General features: G+C 48.2%; 11 protein-coding genes. 3 read left to right on the plus strand and 8 right to left on the minus strand.

The genetic code is table 11. The features are described 5' to 3' along the window. Positions 1–111 precede the first annotated feature (111 nt). From pfkA to dnaE, 6 genes are all read right to left on the minus strand, one after another. Positions 112–1,071: a 6-phosphofructokinase gene (gene pfkA, locus AC4E8B_RS19025; RefSeq protein WP_490219783.1), complete on the minus strand. Its 960-nt coding sequence runs from the start codon at positions 1,069–1,071 to the stop codon at positions 112–114. A gap of 271 nt (positions 1,072–1,342) precedes the next feature. Beyond that, on the minus strand, positions 1,343–2,320 hold the full coding sequence (gene accA, locus AC4E8B_RS19030; protein WP_490214894.1) for an acetyl-CoA carboxylase carboxyl transferase subunit alpha: 978 nt from the start codon (positions 2,318–2,320) through the stop codon (positions 1,343–1,345). Continuing rightward, positions 2,314–3,180, minus strand: coding sequence for an acetyl-CoA carboxylase, carboxyltransferase subunit beta (gene accD / locus AC4E8B_RS19035; protein ID WP_490214895.1), 867 nt, complete (start codon positions 3,178–3,180; stop codon positions 2,314–2,316). Before accD ends, accA begins: the two co-directional genes overlap by 7 nt. Positions 3,181–3,379: 199 nt before the next feature. Next, positions 3,380–3,946, minus strand: coding sequence for a FadR/GntR family transcriptional regulator (locus AC4E8B_RS19040; RefSeq protein WP_490219785.1), 567 nt, complete (start codon positions 3,944–3,946; stop codon positions 3,380–3,382). 66 nt (positions 3,947–4,012) lie between these two features. Beyond that, positions 4,013–5,251 carry an NADP-dependent malic enzyme gene (gene ystJ, locus AC4E8B_RS19045; RefSeq protein WP_490214896.1) on the minus strand — a complete coding sequence of 413 codons (1,239 nt, stop codon included), beginning with the start codon at positions 5,249–5,251 and terminating at the stop codon, positions 4,013–4,015. A gap of 240 nt (positions 5,252–5,491) precedes the next feature. After that, positions 5,492–8,851, minus strand: a complete 3,360-nt coding sequence (gene dnaE, locus AC4E8B_RS19050) for a DNA polymerase III subunit alpha (protein WP_490214897.1) — start codon at positions 8,849–8,851, stop codon at positions 5,492–5,494. A gap of 590 nt (positions 8,852–9,441) precedes the next feature. On the opposite strand from dnaE, the gene ytrH reads away from it, so the two are divergent. Together ytrH and ytrI are read left to right on the plus strand one after the other, a co-directional pair. Next, entirely contained in the window at positions 9,442–9,777 is a 336-nt protein-coding gene (gene ytrH / locus AC4E8B_RS19055) for a sporulation membrane protein YtrH (protein ID WP_009791343.1), read from the plus strand. Continuing rightward, the gene (gene ytrI, locus AC4E8B_RS19060) at positions 9,774–10,277 is read left to right on the plus strand and encodes a sporulation membrane protein YtrI (RefSeq protein ID WP_490214899.1); all 504 of its coding nucleotides are present in this window, start codon (positions 9,774–9,776) and stop codon (positions 10,275–10,277) included. Before ytrH ends, ytrI begins: the two co-directional genes overlap by 4 nt. A gap of 32 nt (positions 10,278–10,309) precedes the next feature. Here ytrI and AC4E8B_RS19065 read toward each other — a convergent pair whose 3' ends face one another. Beyond that, on the minus strand, positions 10,310–11,245 hold the full coding sequence (locus AC4E8B_RS19065; RefSeq protein ID WP_490214901.1) for a DHH family phosphoesterase: 936 nt from the start codon (positions 11,243–11,245) through the stop codon (positions 10,310–10,312). Between the two features lie 177 nt (positions 11,246–11,422). Here AC4E8B_RS19065 and AC4E8B_RS19070 point away from each other — a divergent pair, with 177 nt between their 5' ends. Continuing rightward, positions 11,423–11,734, plus strand: coding sequence for a YtpI family protein (locus AC4E8B_RS19070; RefSeq protein ID WP_490214903.1), 312 nt, complete (start codon positions 11,423–11,425; stop codon positions 11,732–11,734). Positions 11,735–12,019: 285 nt separating this feature from the next. On the opposite strand, the gene AC4E8B_RS19075 is transcribed toward AC4E8B_RS19070, so the two are convergent. Beyond that, entirely contained in the window at positions 12,020–13,339 is a 1,320-nt protein-coding gene (locus AC4E8B_RS19075; RefSeq protein ID WP_490214905.1) for a DRTGG domain-containing protein, read from the minus strand. Positions 13,340–13,379: the final 40 nt, after the last annotated feature.

A 13,379-nucleotide genomic window follows, 5' to 3' on the forward strand; every position in this document is an offset into this window, starting at 1 on the left:
GCTTCTGCAAGCCATGCGTTTACACAACCGGGCATTCCGGCTTCTGAATCCGATCTGCCGGCCCGGAAGAAAGAAGGCGGGGAGGGTTCCTCGCAAGCCTCCTCTATTCTTTTAAATGGAAAGCTCCTGTGACAGCTTGTACAAGTCAAGGTCTACGGTATGCTTTCTGCCCAATGCTTCAATAATATCATAATCAACCAATTTATTCTGCTCCATGCCTACTGCACGGCCGCCTTTGCCCTCAAGGAGCAGCTCCACCGCACGGGCGCCGAGCCTGCTGGCAAGCACACGGTCAAAGGCAGTCGGAGATCCGCCTCGCTGGATATGGCCCAGTGTTGAGATCCGATTTTCCGTACCGGTTGCTTCTTTCAGCTGCTTTCCAAATTCATGGCCGCTGCATACACCTTCGGCAACCACAATGATGCTGTGCTTCTTGCCGCGCTCATTACCCTTTTTCAGGCGGTCTGCAATGTCGTTCATATCGTAATTCTCTTCTGGGATCAGGATGGTTTCCGCCCCGCCTGCAAGGCCAGCCCATAAAGCGATATCGCCTGCATTGCGGCCCATAACCTCAATGATGAAGGTCCTTTCATGAGACGTAGCTGTATCGCGGATTTTATCAATCGCATCAATGACAGTATTCAAAGCTGTATCAAAACCGATTGTAAACTCTGTACCAGGGATGTCATTATCGATTGTGCCCGGCACACCGACACATGGATATCCTTGTTCAGTCAATGCCTTGGCACCCATATAGGAGCCGTCTCCCCCGATTACGACGAGACCGTCGATGCCATGCTTTTTGAGCTGGTCAATCCCCTTTTGCTGTCCTTCTTTTGTTTTGAACTCTTCGCATCTGGCTGAATAAAGCATTGTGCCGCCGCGGTGGATGATATCGCCGACTGAGCCGAGCTCCAGTTTCTTGATATTGCCGCTGATCAGACCGGCATATCCGCCGAAAACGCCGTATACTTCAATTTCATGGAAGATTGCTTTTCGGACTACGGCACGGACAGCTGCGTTCATCCCGGGAGCGTCCCCTCCGCTTGTTAATACTCCAATTCGTTTCAACATAATCACCTCATTAATTATCAATACCAAAAAAACTATGTAAATGGATAAAATCGGAAAGAAATATATTTGAGAGGATAATTCATACCCTCTTATTATAAACATAATAGCAGGGAATATTTCTAAAATACCATGAAGAATTATCTATCTCAACTTAATCATGCACGAAACAGCAAAAGACGGAATTATCGCTAAAATGAAAGCGTTTAATATTGGTGCAAAGGACTTTTCCTATTCTCAGTAAAAGAAAAACGTGCTGAAAGCACGTTTTTTAATTTACCCCGATATAGTCATTCAAAAACGAGTATTCCCCGATTGACTTATATTTGTCATACCTCTGGCTGACAAGCTGTTCCATAGTCAAGCCTTTCAGTTCCTTCAGTGCTGAGTAGAGGATGCTCTCTATTTCAAAGGCCTGTCCCCTCACATCCTTGTGGGCTCCCCCTTTGATTTCCGGGATCACCTCATCAACGATCCCCAGCTCCTTCAGATCCGGAGCGGTGATCTTCATTGACTCTGCCGCCCTTTTTGCCTGGGCTGCATCTTTCCATAGAATCGCTGCTGCCCCTTCAGGAGAGATGACAGAATAGGTGGAGTTCTCAAGCATCATGATGCGGTTTCCTACGCCCAATGCCAGGGCGCCCCCGCTGCCGCCTTCCCCAATGACAACACAGAGTACAGGCACAGTAAGGCCGGCCATCTCAAACAGATTGCGGGCAATTGCTTCACTTTGCCCCCGCTCTTCTGCTGCCTTCCCGGGATAAGCCCCTTTTGTGTCAATGAAGCAGATGATGGGACGGCTGAACTTCTCTGCCTGCTTCATCAGGCGGAGGGCCTTGCGGTACCCTTCCGGATGCGGCATCCCGAAATTCCTGCGTATGTTTTCCTTGGTATCCTTGCCGCGCTGCTGGCCGATGACCGTGACAGGCAGGCCCCTGAACTTCGCTATTCCACCGACAATGGCTTCATCATCTCCAAACGCCCTGTCTCCATGGCACTCAAAAAAGTCGGTAAAGATGTGGGATATATAATCAAGTGTCGTCGGCCGGGCAGGGTGGCGTGCAATCTGCACCCTGTCCCAGGGCTTCAGATTTTCATAAATGTCCTTCTCCAGCTTCTCAAGGCGGTTCTCAAGCTTGGTTATTTCAGCAGAAAGGTCGACTTCTGCATTTTTAGTAAAATCCTTCAGTTCGGCAATTTTCTTTTTCAGCTCTATGACCGGCTTTTCAAATTCAAGTTCTCCTACCATTCGAAGTCACCTCCTTGATGAATGCTGAGTATGTTGGCTACTTTCTCCTTCAGTTCCGGCCTTGGGACGACCGCATCAAGCTGGCCATGCTTAAGCAGGAATTCAGATGTCTGGAAGTCCTCAGGCAGTTCTTCCCTGATCGTCTGCTCAATGATCCTCCGGCCTGCAAAGCCGATCAGTGCTCCCGGCTCTGCAAGATTATAATCACCCAGCGAGGCAAAGCTTGCCGAAACGCCCCCTGTAGTAGGATGGGTCATGATCGATATGATCAGGCCGCCATGGTCGCTGAATCGCTTGAGAGCAACGCTCGTCTTGGCCATCTGCATCAGGCTGAGGACCCCTTCCTGCATCCTTGCACCGCCTGAAGCCGTGAAAATGATGAACGGAACAGACAGCTCATCCGCTTTTTCAATTGCACGGGTGATTTTCTCCCCGACTACAGATCCCATGCTTCCCATCCGGAAAGTCGAATCCATTACAGCTACAGAGACTTTCATGCCTTCCACTTCACCGGTCCCGGTTACGACAGCTTCATTGATGCCTGTCTTCTTGCGATCCTTCTCCAGCTTCTCCACATAATCAGGAAATCCAAGCGGATTCTCAGATATCATATTCCCGTTCAGCTCTTCAAAAGTGTTGGGATCAAGGAAGCTGTGCAGCCGCTCACGGGAATTCATCGAATGATGATGCTGGCAATGGAAGCACACTTTTAAATTCTTTGACAGCTCTTTCGTATACATGATTTTTTTGCAATTAGGACATTTCGTCATAATTCCCTCTGGAACATCATGCTTTGCGGTTTCCGAAGGTATGGTTGCATATTTCTTCTTTTTTGGTTTACTGAATATATCTTTAAGCAAGGTGAACCTCCCCCATTCGTTACATAAGCAATTAATCTCTGGCAAATGCCTCAGGAACTATCAGCCCCAAATATGTTTAAACATTCCTAATGAGTCAGTGGTCAGACCACCGGCCTAAAAAACGAAGCCTTTTCAGGCGCTTCGTATGTTTGTCCCTATCAATATAGAACAATCGCTTTGCAGAATTTGCAAAAAACTGTCACCGCTGCATCGACAATTTCCTCAATTCCCGATACACTCTCCTGACCTCGGACTCTTTCCGGGTAGAAAGGGCATCGATAAGATCGGCATACTCATCAAGTCCGGCATCCGCATTTTGCAGATGAAGTGAATTGTAATAATCCTTCAGGATCAGCCACATTCTGATGAAAAGATGGTTATCTGCAAGGCTGACAATTTTGTAAAAAAAATCATCATCTTCAAAAGCAGATGAATCCACCCACTTCCGGAGCTCCAGAAGCTGGGCATCTTCTGCTTTGCGCATAACCAGCCACAGGCAGTCCATCTCGATTAAGTATTTTGTTTCCCTGACATCATGCTTCGACCGTTCATCCTGCAGGATGAATGTACTCAATAATTGTACAAGCTGGTGCCCCCTGAAGTCACGGATGAATGTACCTTCCCCGCGCCTTGTCTCGATAAGGCCAAGCAGTTCAAGCGCCCTCAGCGCTTCACGGACGGAAGAGCGCCCGACATTCAGGCGCTCTGTCAGTTCCCGTTCAGAAGGCAATTTGTCCCCGGGCTTCAAACCATCTTCCTGGATCATCGATCTTAATTCTTTCACGATTTCAACGTATACTTTGGAGCCTTCCGACAAATTCACGCTCTCTGATCACTCACTTTTTCCAATGACTGCAAGTCTGCTTGTTTTTGCCTTCACTTCTTCAGGATCCACTTTGATCCTGGCAACACCCGTTTCCATGGCCGCCCTCGCTACCGCTGCAGCCACTGCCGGTGCCACCCTCGGATCGAATGGTCCCGGAATGACGTAGTCTGCAGCCAGCTCTTCAGTGCTGACCAGACTGGCAATTGCTTCAACCGCAGCCACTTTCATTTTCTCATTTATATGTGTTGCCCTTACATCCAGGGCTCCGCGGAAGATGCCGGGAAAAGCAAGAACATTGTTCACCTGGTTCGGGAAATCCGACCTTCCGGTGCCCACTACCATTGCACCCGCCTCTTTTGCTTCTTCAGGCATGATTTCCGGGTTTGGATTGGCCATCGCAAAAATAATGGGGTCCTGCTTCATCGTCCTGACCATTTCGGCTGTCAGGGCTCCTTCAACAGAAACTCCGATAAACACGTCTGCATCGACAATAACATCTGCAAGTCCGCCTTGCTTATTGTCGCGGTTCGTGTATTTCGCCACTTCGTTTTTAATATCATTCATGCCCTGAGGACGGCCTTCATAAATAGCGCCTTTAGTATCGCACATGATGATATCCCTGACGCCATAGCTGTACAAAAGCTTAATGATCGCAATTCCGGCAGCGCCTGCGCCATTGGCCACCACTTTGACTTCATTCATCTTCTTTCCTGCGAGCTTAAGGGCATTGACCATCCCCGCAACTGTCACAATAGCCGTGCCATGCTGGTCATCGTGGAAGATTGGTATATTCGTTTCTTTTTTGAGCCTTTCTTCAATCACGAAGCAATTAGGAGCCGCGATATCCTCCAGATTGACGCCCCCGAAGGTTGGCTCAAGAAGCTTTACAGTTTCTACAATTTTATCAACATCAGTCGTATTCAGGCAGATGGGAAAAGCATCGACGCCTGCAAAGCTTTTGAAAAGGACTGCTTTCCCTTCCATTACAGGAAGTGCAGCCTCCGGGCCGATATTCCCCAGGCCAAGTACAGCTGTCCCGTCTGATACTACAGCAACCATATTGCCCTTCATTGTATACTCATATACTGTTTCCGGCTTATCATAGATCGCCTTGCACGGCTCAGCCACCCCGGGCGAATAAGCAAGGCTTAAATCCTTGGCATTCCGCACCTGGACCTTGGATTTCGATTCCAGCTTGCCCTGGTTTTCGCGGTGCATATGCAAAGCTTCTTCTCTTAGTGTCAAAACGGATCACTCCTTCGTTTATACAGAAAGGTTAAATCTAGCTATATTAATGTCTATTTTTAGTGGTCAGACCAGTCAATCTATTTACCAATATAACATATCCTGTTTTGATGTAAAGACAAAACAACCGGTTCTAATGTCGTATTTTCTTCCGCTCCTGCCTGATTTCAGAAAGACTTGCTGCTGATATCTTTCTGTCAGAAGCACCCAAATCCCTGCCTGAACTAAGAAAGAATTCCATTATTTCGATATTACATTTTCAGTGCCGAGCACGCCGCCAAGTTCTTTGATCAGCTTTTCTGAGGCATCTGCCCCATTCCCATCTGCCAGGCGGATCGTCTTTTGTGATCCTGCATAATGAAGGACGACCGGAACAGGGCCTGGAGTTCTCCCCAAGAGCTCCTTAAGCTTATTCAGGATTTCAGGCGTTTCTTTATCTTCCGGGACCTTGAGATAAAGGGTCCTGTCATTTTTGACAGGTTCTGCGGCAGCCTGTACCATCTCTGCCGCACGGTTCACAAGGAACTGTATCTTTCCATCCCGCTCCTCGGCTTTTCCTTCCAAAAGGAGGATAGCTCCCTGCTTCAAAACGGCAGAATCCTTTTTATATACCGCCGGGAATACGACTGCCTCCATTTCTCCGCTCTGGTCATTCAGGGACAGGAAAGCCATGGCCTCACCCTTCTTTGTCCTGATTTTTTTCACTTCAGACAGATAAGCGGCAGTCCTTATATTCCTGCTGCCAGGTTCCATATCTGCAAGCTGTGTGACACCGAGAGAAGCAAAACTCGCAGCATACACGGAAACAGGGTGGTCTGACAGATACAGGCCCAGATACTCTTTTTCATATTGAAGCTTATCTTCAATGCGGATGGGATCATTTTCCGCGTACTTCGGCTTAATGGAAAACTCATCATCAGAGAAGAAATCTTCCTGTCCGGAATCATCCGGCCTAACCAGCTCGGCGTGCTCAATCGCTATATCAAGAGTGGCAAGCAGAACAGCGCGGTCTTCTCCAAATTCATCGAAGCTGCCGGAATGGACAAATGCCTCGAGAACCTTTCGGGATGCTGATTTTGCCGGCACCCTGATGCAAAAATCAAACAAGTCTTCAAAGCGCTTCTGCCTTCGGGCGTGGAAGACATCCTTCAGAACTGAAGCACCTATCCCTTTCACCGCTGCGAGGCTGTAGCGGATGCCCCCGCTTTCCGCCTGGAAGGTATAGCCGCTCGCATTGATGGATGGAGGAAGAAGCGTGAGCCCCAGCTGCTTAAGCTCCCGGATGTACTGGGCAAGCTTGTCTTCATTGCCAGAAGCCTGCGATAGAAGCGCAGCCATAAAGTTCAAAGGGTAATTGGCTTTCAGAAAAGCAAGCTGATAAGCGATAAAGCTGTAGGCAACAGCATGGCTTCTGTTAAAGCCGTAATTCGCAAAGCGCACAATGAGGTCATATACTTCCTGGGCTGTTTTCTCATCATATCCGCTGTTCACGGCACCTGATGTAAAATGCCCCCTCTCCCGGTCCAGCACATCCTTCTGCTTTTTGCTGACAGCCCTTCTCAGCAGATCCGCCTCTCCCAGCGAAAAACCGGCCATCTTGGAAGCAATCTGCATGATCTGCTCCTGATAGACAATGACACCGTATGTTTTCTCCAAATATGGCTTCAGGTCTGGGTGAGGATAGGAAATAGGCTCCTTTCCATGCTTCCTGTTAATGAAAGAAGGGATATTTTCCATCGGTCCAGGCCTGTATAATGCATTGACAGCCACAATATCTTCAAAGCGGGTCGGCTTCAGCTTCTTGAGTACATTCCGCATTCCATCAGATTCAAGCTGAAAGACACCCGTCGTTTCGCCGGCGCTCAGCAGCCTGTATGTCTTTTCATCATCCAGGGGAATCTTTTTTATATCAGGCTTCTTTCCTGTTTTCCGCTGAATGGAGGATAAGATCGTTTCAATAAGGGAAAGATTCCGCAGCCCGAGGAAGTCCATTTTCAGAAGTCCGGCAGCTTCCAGATGCTCCATTGAGTATTGCGTCAAGTAGACTCCTTCATGGCCCTGCTGGATCGGGACAACATTAACGAGGGGAAATTCACTGATTACCACACCCGCAGCGTGTGTAGAGGTGTGCCTTGGAAGCCCTTCTATTTTCAGCGCTGTTTCAAATAACCTCTTATTCAGGCTGGATTCCGCAGTAAAAGCCCGCAGCTGTTCTGATTCTTTGTAGGCTGTATTCAGGTTTGTGCCTGGTCGGGACGGGATCAGGCGCGAAACCTGCTCAAGCTCTTTTGCATTCAGGCCGAACACCCTTCCGGTATCCCGCATTGCCGCTTTGGCTGCCAGCGTGCCGAAAGTGATGATCTGGGCCACATGGAGCTCGCCGTATTTTTGGGCGACGTATCTGATGACCTCATCCCTTCTATGGTCTGGAAAGTCTATATCGATATCAGGCATGGATATCCGCTCGGGATTCAGGAAGCGCTCAAACAGTAGTTCATGCTCAATCGGGTCTGCATCGGTGATATGAAGGACGTAGGAAACCATTGATCCGGCCGCAGATCCCCTTCCAGGGCCTGTAAGGATGCCGTTTTCCCTCGAGAATTTGATAAAATCCCAGACAATCAGGAAATAATCGCTGAACTTCATCTTCTTGATGATGCTTAACTCATATAAAAGGCGCTTTCGGTGAACTTCTCCAGCATCAGGATAGCGTTCGGCAAATCCCTTCCAGCAAAGTTCCTCCAGCAGTGCATCCGCATCCCCTTCCTGGACGGGATATTTTGGCAGATGCTTCTTATCCAGCTCCAGCATGACATTGCACTGCTCCATAATCCTTATCGTGTTCTCCAGAGCTTCAGGGCTTTCCGTGAATATTCCTGTCATTTCTTCTGCTGTCTTAAGATAATATTCATCGCTTTGAAGACGGAAACGGTTTTCGTCCTGCAGTTTATCGCCGTTTTTGATGGCCAGAAGGCATTCCTGGGCAAAAGCATCTTCTTTTTCGGCATAAAATACCTGGTTTGCCGCAGCAGTCCGGATGCCATGCTCCACGGAAATGTCTTTCAGCTTCCTGTTAATCTTCTTTTCTTCCGGCAGGCCATGGTCCTGATACGCCAGATAAAACCGGTCCTTTCCGAAAATTTCTGTATAAACCCGAATGGCTTCAAGCGCCTTATCTTCTTCATCCACGGCAATATACTGTTCGATTTCCCCTTCCATTCCCGGTGTAAGGGCAATAAGCCCGGCTGAATAATGCTTCAGCCATTTGACCGGAATTCCTTCGTCCGCTTTCGTTTGAAGAGTACTCGTTATTTTCAGCAGATTCTGAAAGCCGTCCTGGTTTTGGGCAAGCAGCACCAAAGGGCTCGGCCCATTTTCACCCGTGCGGGATTCTATATCTGCACAAAGGCCGATGATTGGTTTAATAGAATGCTTGAGGCATTCCTTGTAAAACGGAACCGTACCGTACATTACATTCCGGTCTGTCAAGGCAATGGCACTGAAGCCTTTCTGCTTTGCCCCTGCAACAAGCTGTTCAACCGATACCGTACTTGTCAGCAGGCTGTATGCACTATATACATGAAGGTGAATAAATGACATAACCTCACACCCTTAATCCGTCGTTCCATGCACAAAGCCTGGCAGGAACTCTCAACCTCCCCGCCGGCTCCGCACTAGAAAGAAACTTTTATAATATCAATTATAGAACGTCCGTTTCCAAAAAGAAAATAGAAAAGCGGAAGCGGCTTGCCCAGAGACGACAAGCATAAGACGCCGGAGAATAAAAGGCGTTCTTTGCCTTTAATTCTCCGGTGGCTTATGACTCGAGTCTCTAGCCGCTGGAGCTGGACAATACGAAATGCGGAAGCGGCTTGCCCAATAGAGGAACGCGGACTAAGTACGCCACGTCCTGTGGCAACGTCCGCATGACCCACATCCTGTGGGCCCCATGCATAAGACGCTGAAGCTGGACAATACGAAATGCGGAAAAGCCTTGCTCCCAAAAAAAACGATATTATGGCATGAGGTCCACAGCCTGGGGGCCCTTACCTAAGAAATGGATCATTAATATACCGCTCAAGTTTGCCATCCTGAACATATTAGCCTGAGTTTGTCCATATGATGGAATAGGACGGATATATTAATAGATCATTCAAACGAGCGACTATCTCGATAAGGAAGGGTTTACTATGAAACACCAGCCATTTTTTGCTTCAATGATGGAAAGCTATTTTATTGCACTGGGTGTTTTGATCGGGGGATCGATCATCGGGGGACTTGCAGCTTTCCTCACAGGGAAGCCGCCTCTGACTGAAGTGTTCCGCCTCTCCAACATGATCAGGATCTGGGCGATCGTCGCAGCGATCGGAGGGACCTTTGATGCTGTATACAGCTTTGAAAGAGGGCTGTTCCAGGGGGAGACAAAAGACATTTTCAAACAGTTCATGCTTATCCTGTCCGCATTGGGCGGGGCACAGACGGGAGCACTGATCATCAGCTGGCTCACACAGGAGCATATATCATGAGGATCCCTCCTTATTACAGGAAGCCGGCATGGCAGCAGCTGTTTGCCGGCATGGCCATCGGCGGCGCTGTCAGCTGGTTCATCTTCTTATTTATCTTTGGCGTATGGCAGGAGGATTACAGTTTTAAGATCGAAAAGCAGGAAGAAACGATTACAGGGCTAAGAAATGATATCAAGCTATGGCAGGAAAGCTTCAAGGAACAAAACAAGAAAAGCCTCAAACAGATGACTGTCCAGGACATAAAAGTAAAAATAACCAACGCCGATAAATATAAGCTTGATACTTTAAGTGTGCTCCAGGTCGAGGACAGCGTCAAGGAAGATATAAGAATCCTCGTAGCCAAGGATATGGAGAGTGTATCGAGAAGCACCGGACTGATCAGGAAAGTCATTGAAAACCGGACATTCCGCATCAATGATAAACGATACCGCCTGGAAGTAAGTGAGATGGTCATTTTCACAACATTGACGATCTCCCTTAAGATATCTTTTGAAGAATAAGAGAAGGGCGCCAATACTGGCGCCCTTTAAGCCTATTGCAGGCAGATTTCCTCCAAATCTTTGATGACACTGTTCTTTTCTTCCCAGGAATGAATGGAAGCCCCTGCTGCCAAGGGATGCCCCCCGCCTTTGTACTTTTTGGCCAGGCCATTGATGACCGGACCTTTAGAACGCAGGCGGACCCTTATCTGGTCTTCTTCCTCGATAAAGAATACCCACGCTATTATTCCCTGGACATTGCCAAGCACACCGACAAGAAGGGATGCATCGGATGCCTTGAGTCCATATTGCTCCTGAAGCTCCCTGCTGATTGTCACTGCTGCGGCCCCATTGGCAAGTACCTCGAAATTCTGCAGGACATATCCGTTCAGTTTGACAACATTCGGCTTGAGCTCATACATCTTGTCATAAAGATCTGTCCGGGAAAAATTGTAGCGGATCAATTCACCTGCGATTTCAAAGGTTTTCTCCGTTGTGCTTGGAAACAGGAACCGTCCAGTATCTCCTACAATGCCCCCGTATATCAGTCTGGCTGCCTCGTCAGACATCTTCAGGCCGGAATCTTTTCCATCAAGGTAAAATTCATAGATCATTTCGCTGACAGAGCTGGCATCGGTATCGACCCACTTCAGATCGCCATAAGGATCTTCGTTCGGGTGGTGGTCGATCTTGATAAGCTTGTCGCCCATTGTATATCTCTGATCACAGACCCGCTCCTGATTGGCTGTGTCGCACACGATGACCAAAGCCCCTTTATAGGCTTCGTCCGGGATGCTGTCAAGCCGCCTCATGAAATTCAGCGACTCTTCCTCCTGCCCGACCGTATATACTGTTTTTTCCGGAAAAGATGTTTTAATGATCTCTGCAAGCCCGCCCTGGGAGCCGTATGCATCAGGATCTGGCCTTACATGGCGGTGGATGATGATGGTATCATATTTTTTTATTTCATCAAGAATTTTGGATTTCATGATTTTCTCCTTTTAGAAAGTATATCTAATTATTAGCATAGAAGATTCAAAAGAAAAAGAAACGGCCTACGCTTTTTATGGCTTTTCCTCCTGATTATCGTTAAAATAATATAGGTGCCGGCTCACAATCAGGCTGTCACTTATTTTGATTAAAGAATAATGCCCGGAGGAATCCTAATGCCTGTTTTAGTCATACTGATTATTATTTCCATTGCATTTTATGTATTTTATAAAGTGAAGACCGTGAGATGCCAAAGGCCTGCAGAAAAAAAATGGCTGTCTTCGAAATCAAGCATCGCACTCGGACTGTTTGTTGCGCTATTTGGCATCAACCAGCTTTTCCTTTACAGCACAACGGTCACTTATATTGTGGCGGCTGTCTTTATCCTTCTCGGCGGAATCAATGTCTGGGCAGGCTTCAAAGCCTACAAGCACTATCTCCCATATGCCGCACAGGAAGCAGAAGAAATCCGCAAACAGCAAAACTGAAGCCTTTTTCAAAAAGCCGTTCCATATGGGATCGGCTTTTATTTATGGCCTTGCTTTTAGATGCGGAAGCTGCCTCATGGCCAAGGGCGCCTCGCTTTTCTTCCTGTCCAGCTCCAAAGCCTAGCCCCTCGAGTCATAAGCCACGCTGGAATTAAAGGCAAAGAACGCCTTTTATTCCAGCGCGTCTTATGCTGGGCCCACAGGATGTGGGTCATGCAGGCGTTGCCACAGGACGTGGCGTTCTTAGCCTGCGTTCTTTAATATAACAAGGCTTTTCCGCTTTTCTTAATGCCGGTCAATGAGCTGGCACATCATCATGGCTTTTCCAACCAGAGTGCCCTCGCTGAAGACTTCGACGTCTACTTTGCCAAATTTACGCCCTGCTTCAAGTATTTTGGGAACGATTTCGAGTACGCTGTCGATCTGGACGGGCTTTAGGAAGTAGATGGTCATATTCTCTACGACAAGGTCCCCTTTTTTATAGCTTCTCAGGACTCTGTTGGCTGCTTCGGTGACAATGGTTGTGAACACACCGTAAGAGATTGTGCCGAGCGGGTTGGTCATCTGGGGGCTGACCTCACAGCGATATACATCTTCGCTCCTTGCCTTTCCCCGCGACAGGACCAGCTGGCTTGTCACAGTATCATCTATTGTCTCTCCCACCTGCGGCTGCCTCTGGATCATCTGCAGCGCCTTGAGCACATCCTGCCTGCTGATGATCCCCTGGAGCCGATTGGCTTCATCGGCAACGGGAAGGACCTCGATGCCTTCCCAGACCATCATATGGGCGGCAGACGCTACACTTGTCTTCCCATTTACAGTCATCGGGCTTTTGGTCATCAGCTTATCGATAGCTGAGTCCGGAGCATGTCCCATGATATCCTTTGAAGTGATCATGCCCTGTATTTTCATATTCTGATCCACGACCGGGAAGCGGCTGTGAAGGGTTTCCCTGTTGCGGCCATGCCATTCTGATACAGTTTCAGAGGAATACAGGAACACTGTCTCCTGCAGCGGGGTCAAAATATCCTCTACCATGACAATCTCTTTTTTGATCAGCTGATCATAGATTGCCCTGTTGATCATCGTGGCTACGGTGAACGTATCATAGCTTGTAGAGATGATTGGCAGCTGAAGTTCATCGGCCAGCTTTTTGACTTCATCATCCGTATCGAATCCGCCTGTGATCAGGACCGCCGCCTCCGCTTTCAGGGCAAGCTCATGGGCGCGTGTCCTGTTCCCTATGATCAGCAGGTTCCCGGCGCCCGTATAGCGCATCATGGCTTCCAGTTTCATGGCGCCGATCACGAATTTGTTAAGGGTTTTATGGAGGCCGTCGCGCCCTCCGAGGACAGTCCCGTCCACAATATTGACCACTTCAGCAAATGTCAGCTTTTCAATATTCTCTTTTTTCTTTCTTTCGATCCTGATGGTGCCGACTCTTTCGATCGTGCTCACATAGCCTTTGTTTTCTGCATCCTTGATGGCACGGTAAGCTGTCCCCTCACTTACTGACAGCGCCTTTGCTATCTGCCTGACGGAAATCTTTTCACCGATCGGAAGCTCATCTATATATTGCAGAATTTGTTCATGCTTAGTAGCCAAAACCTTCACCCTTTATTTAAAATTGCTGTTCGTCTTGTAA

This window comes from Bacillus sp. SRL543 (assembly GCF_984799205.1).

What these genes read in the sequence shown, in the direction of transcription:
- accA (WP_490214894.1), bottom strand. Translation starts at nt 2,320, where the DNA reads ATGGTAGGAGAACTTGAATTTGAAAAGCCGGTCATAGAGCTGAAAAAG.
- AC4E8B_RS19040 (WP_490219785.1), bottom strand. Translation starts at nt 3,946, where the DNA reads ATGATCCAGGAAGATGGTTTGAAGCCCGGGGACAAATTGCCTTCTGAA.
- dnaE (WP_490214897.1), bottom strand. Translation starts at nt 8,851, where the DNA reads ATGTCATTTATTCACCTTCATGTATATAGTGCATACAGCCTGCTGACA.
- ytrH (WP_009791343.1), top strand. Translation starts at nt 9,442, where the DNA reads ATGAAACACCAGCCATTTTTTGCTTCAATGATGGAAAGCTATTTTATT.
- ytrI (WP_490214899.1), top strand. Translation starts at nt 9,774, where the DNA reads ATGAGGATCCCTCCTTATTACAGGAAGCCGGCATGGCAGCAGCTGTTT.
- AC4E8B_RS19065 (WP_490214901.1), bottom strand. Translation starts at nt 11,245, where the DNA reads ATGAAATCCAAAATTCTTGATGAAATAAAAAAATATGATACCATCATC.
- AC4E8B_RS19070 (WP_490214903.1), top strand. Translation starts at nt 11,423, where the DNA reads ATGCCTGTTTTAGTCATACTGATTATTATTTCCATTGCATTTTATGTA.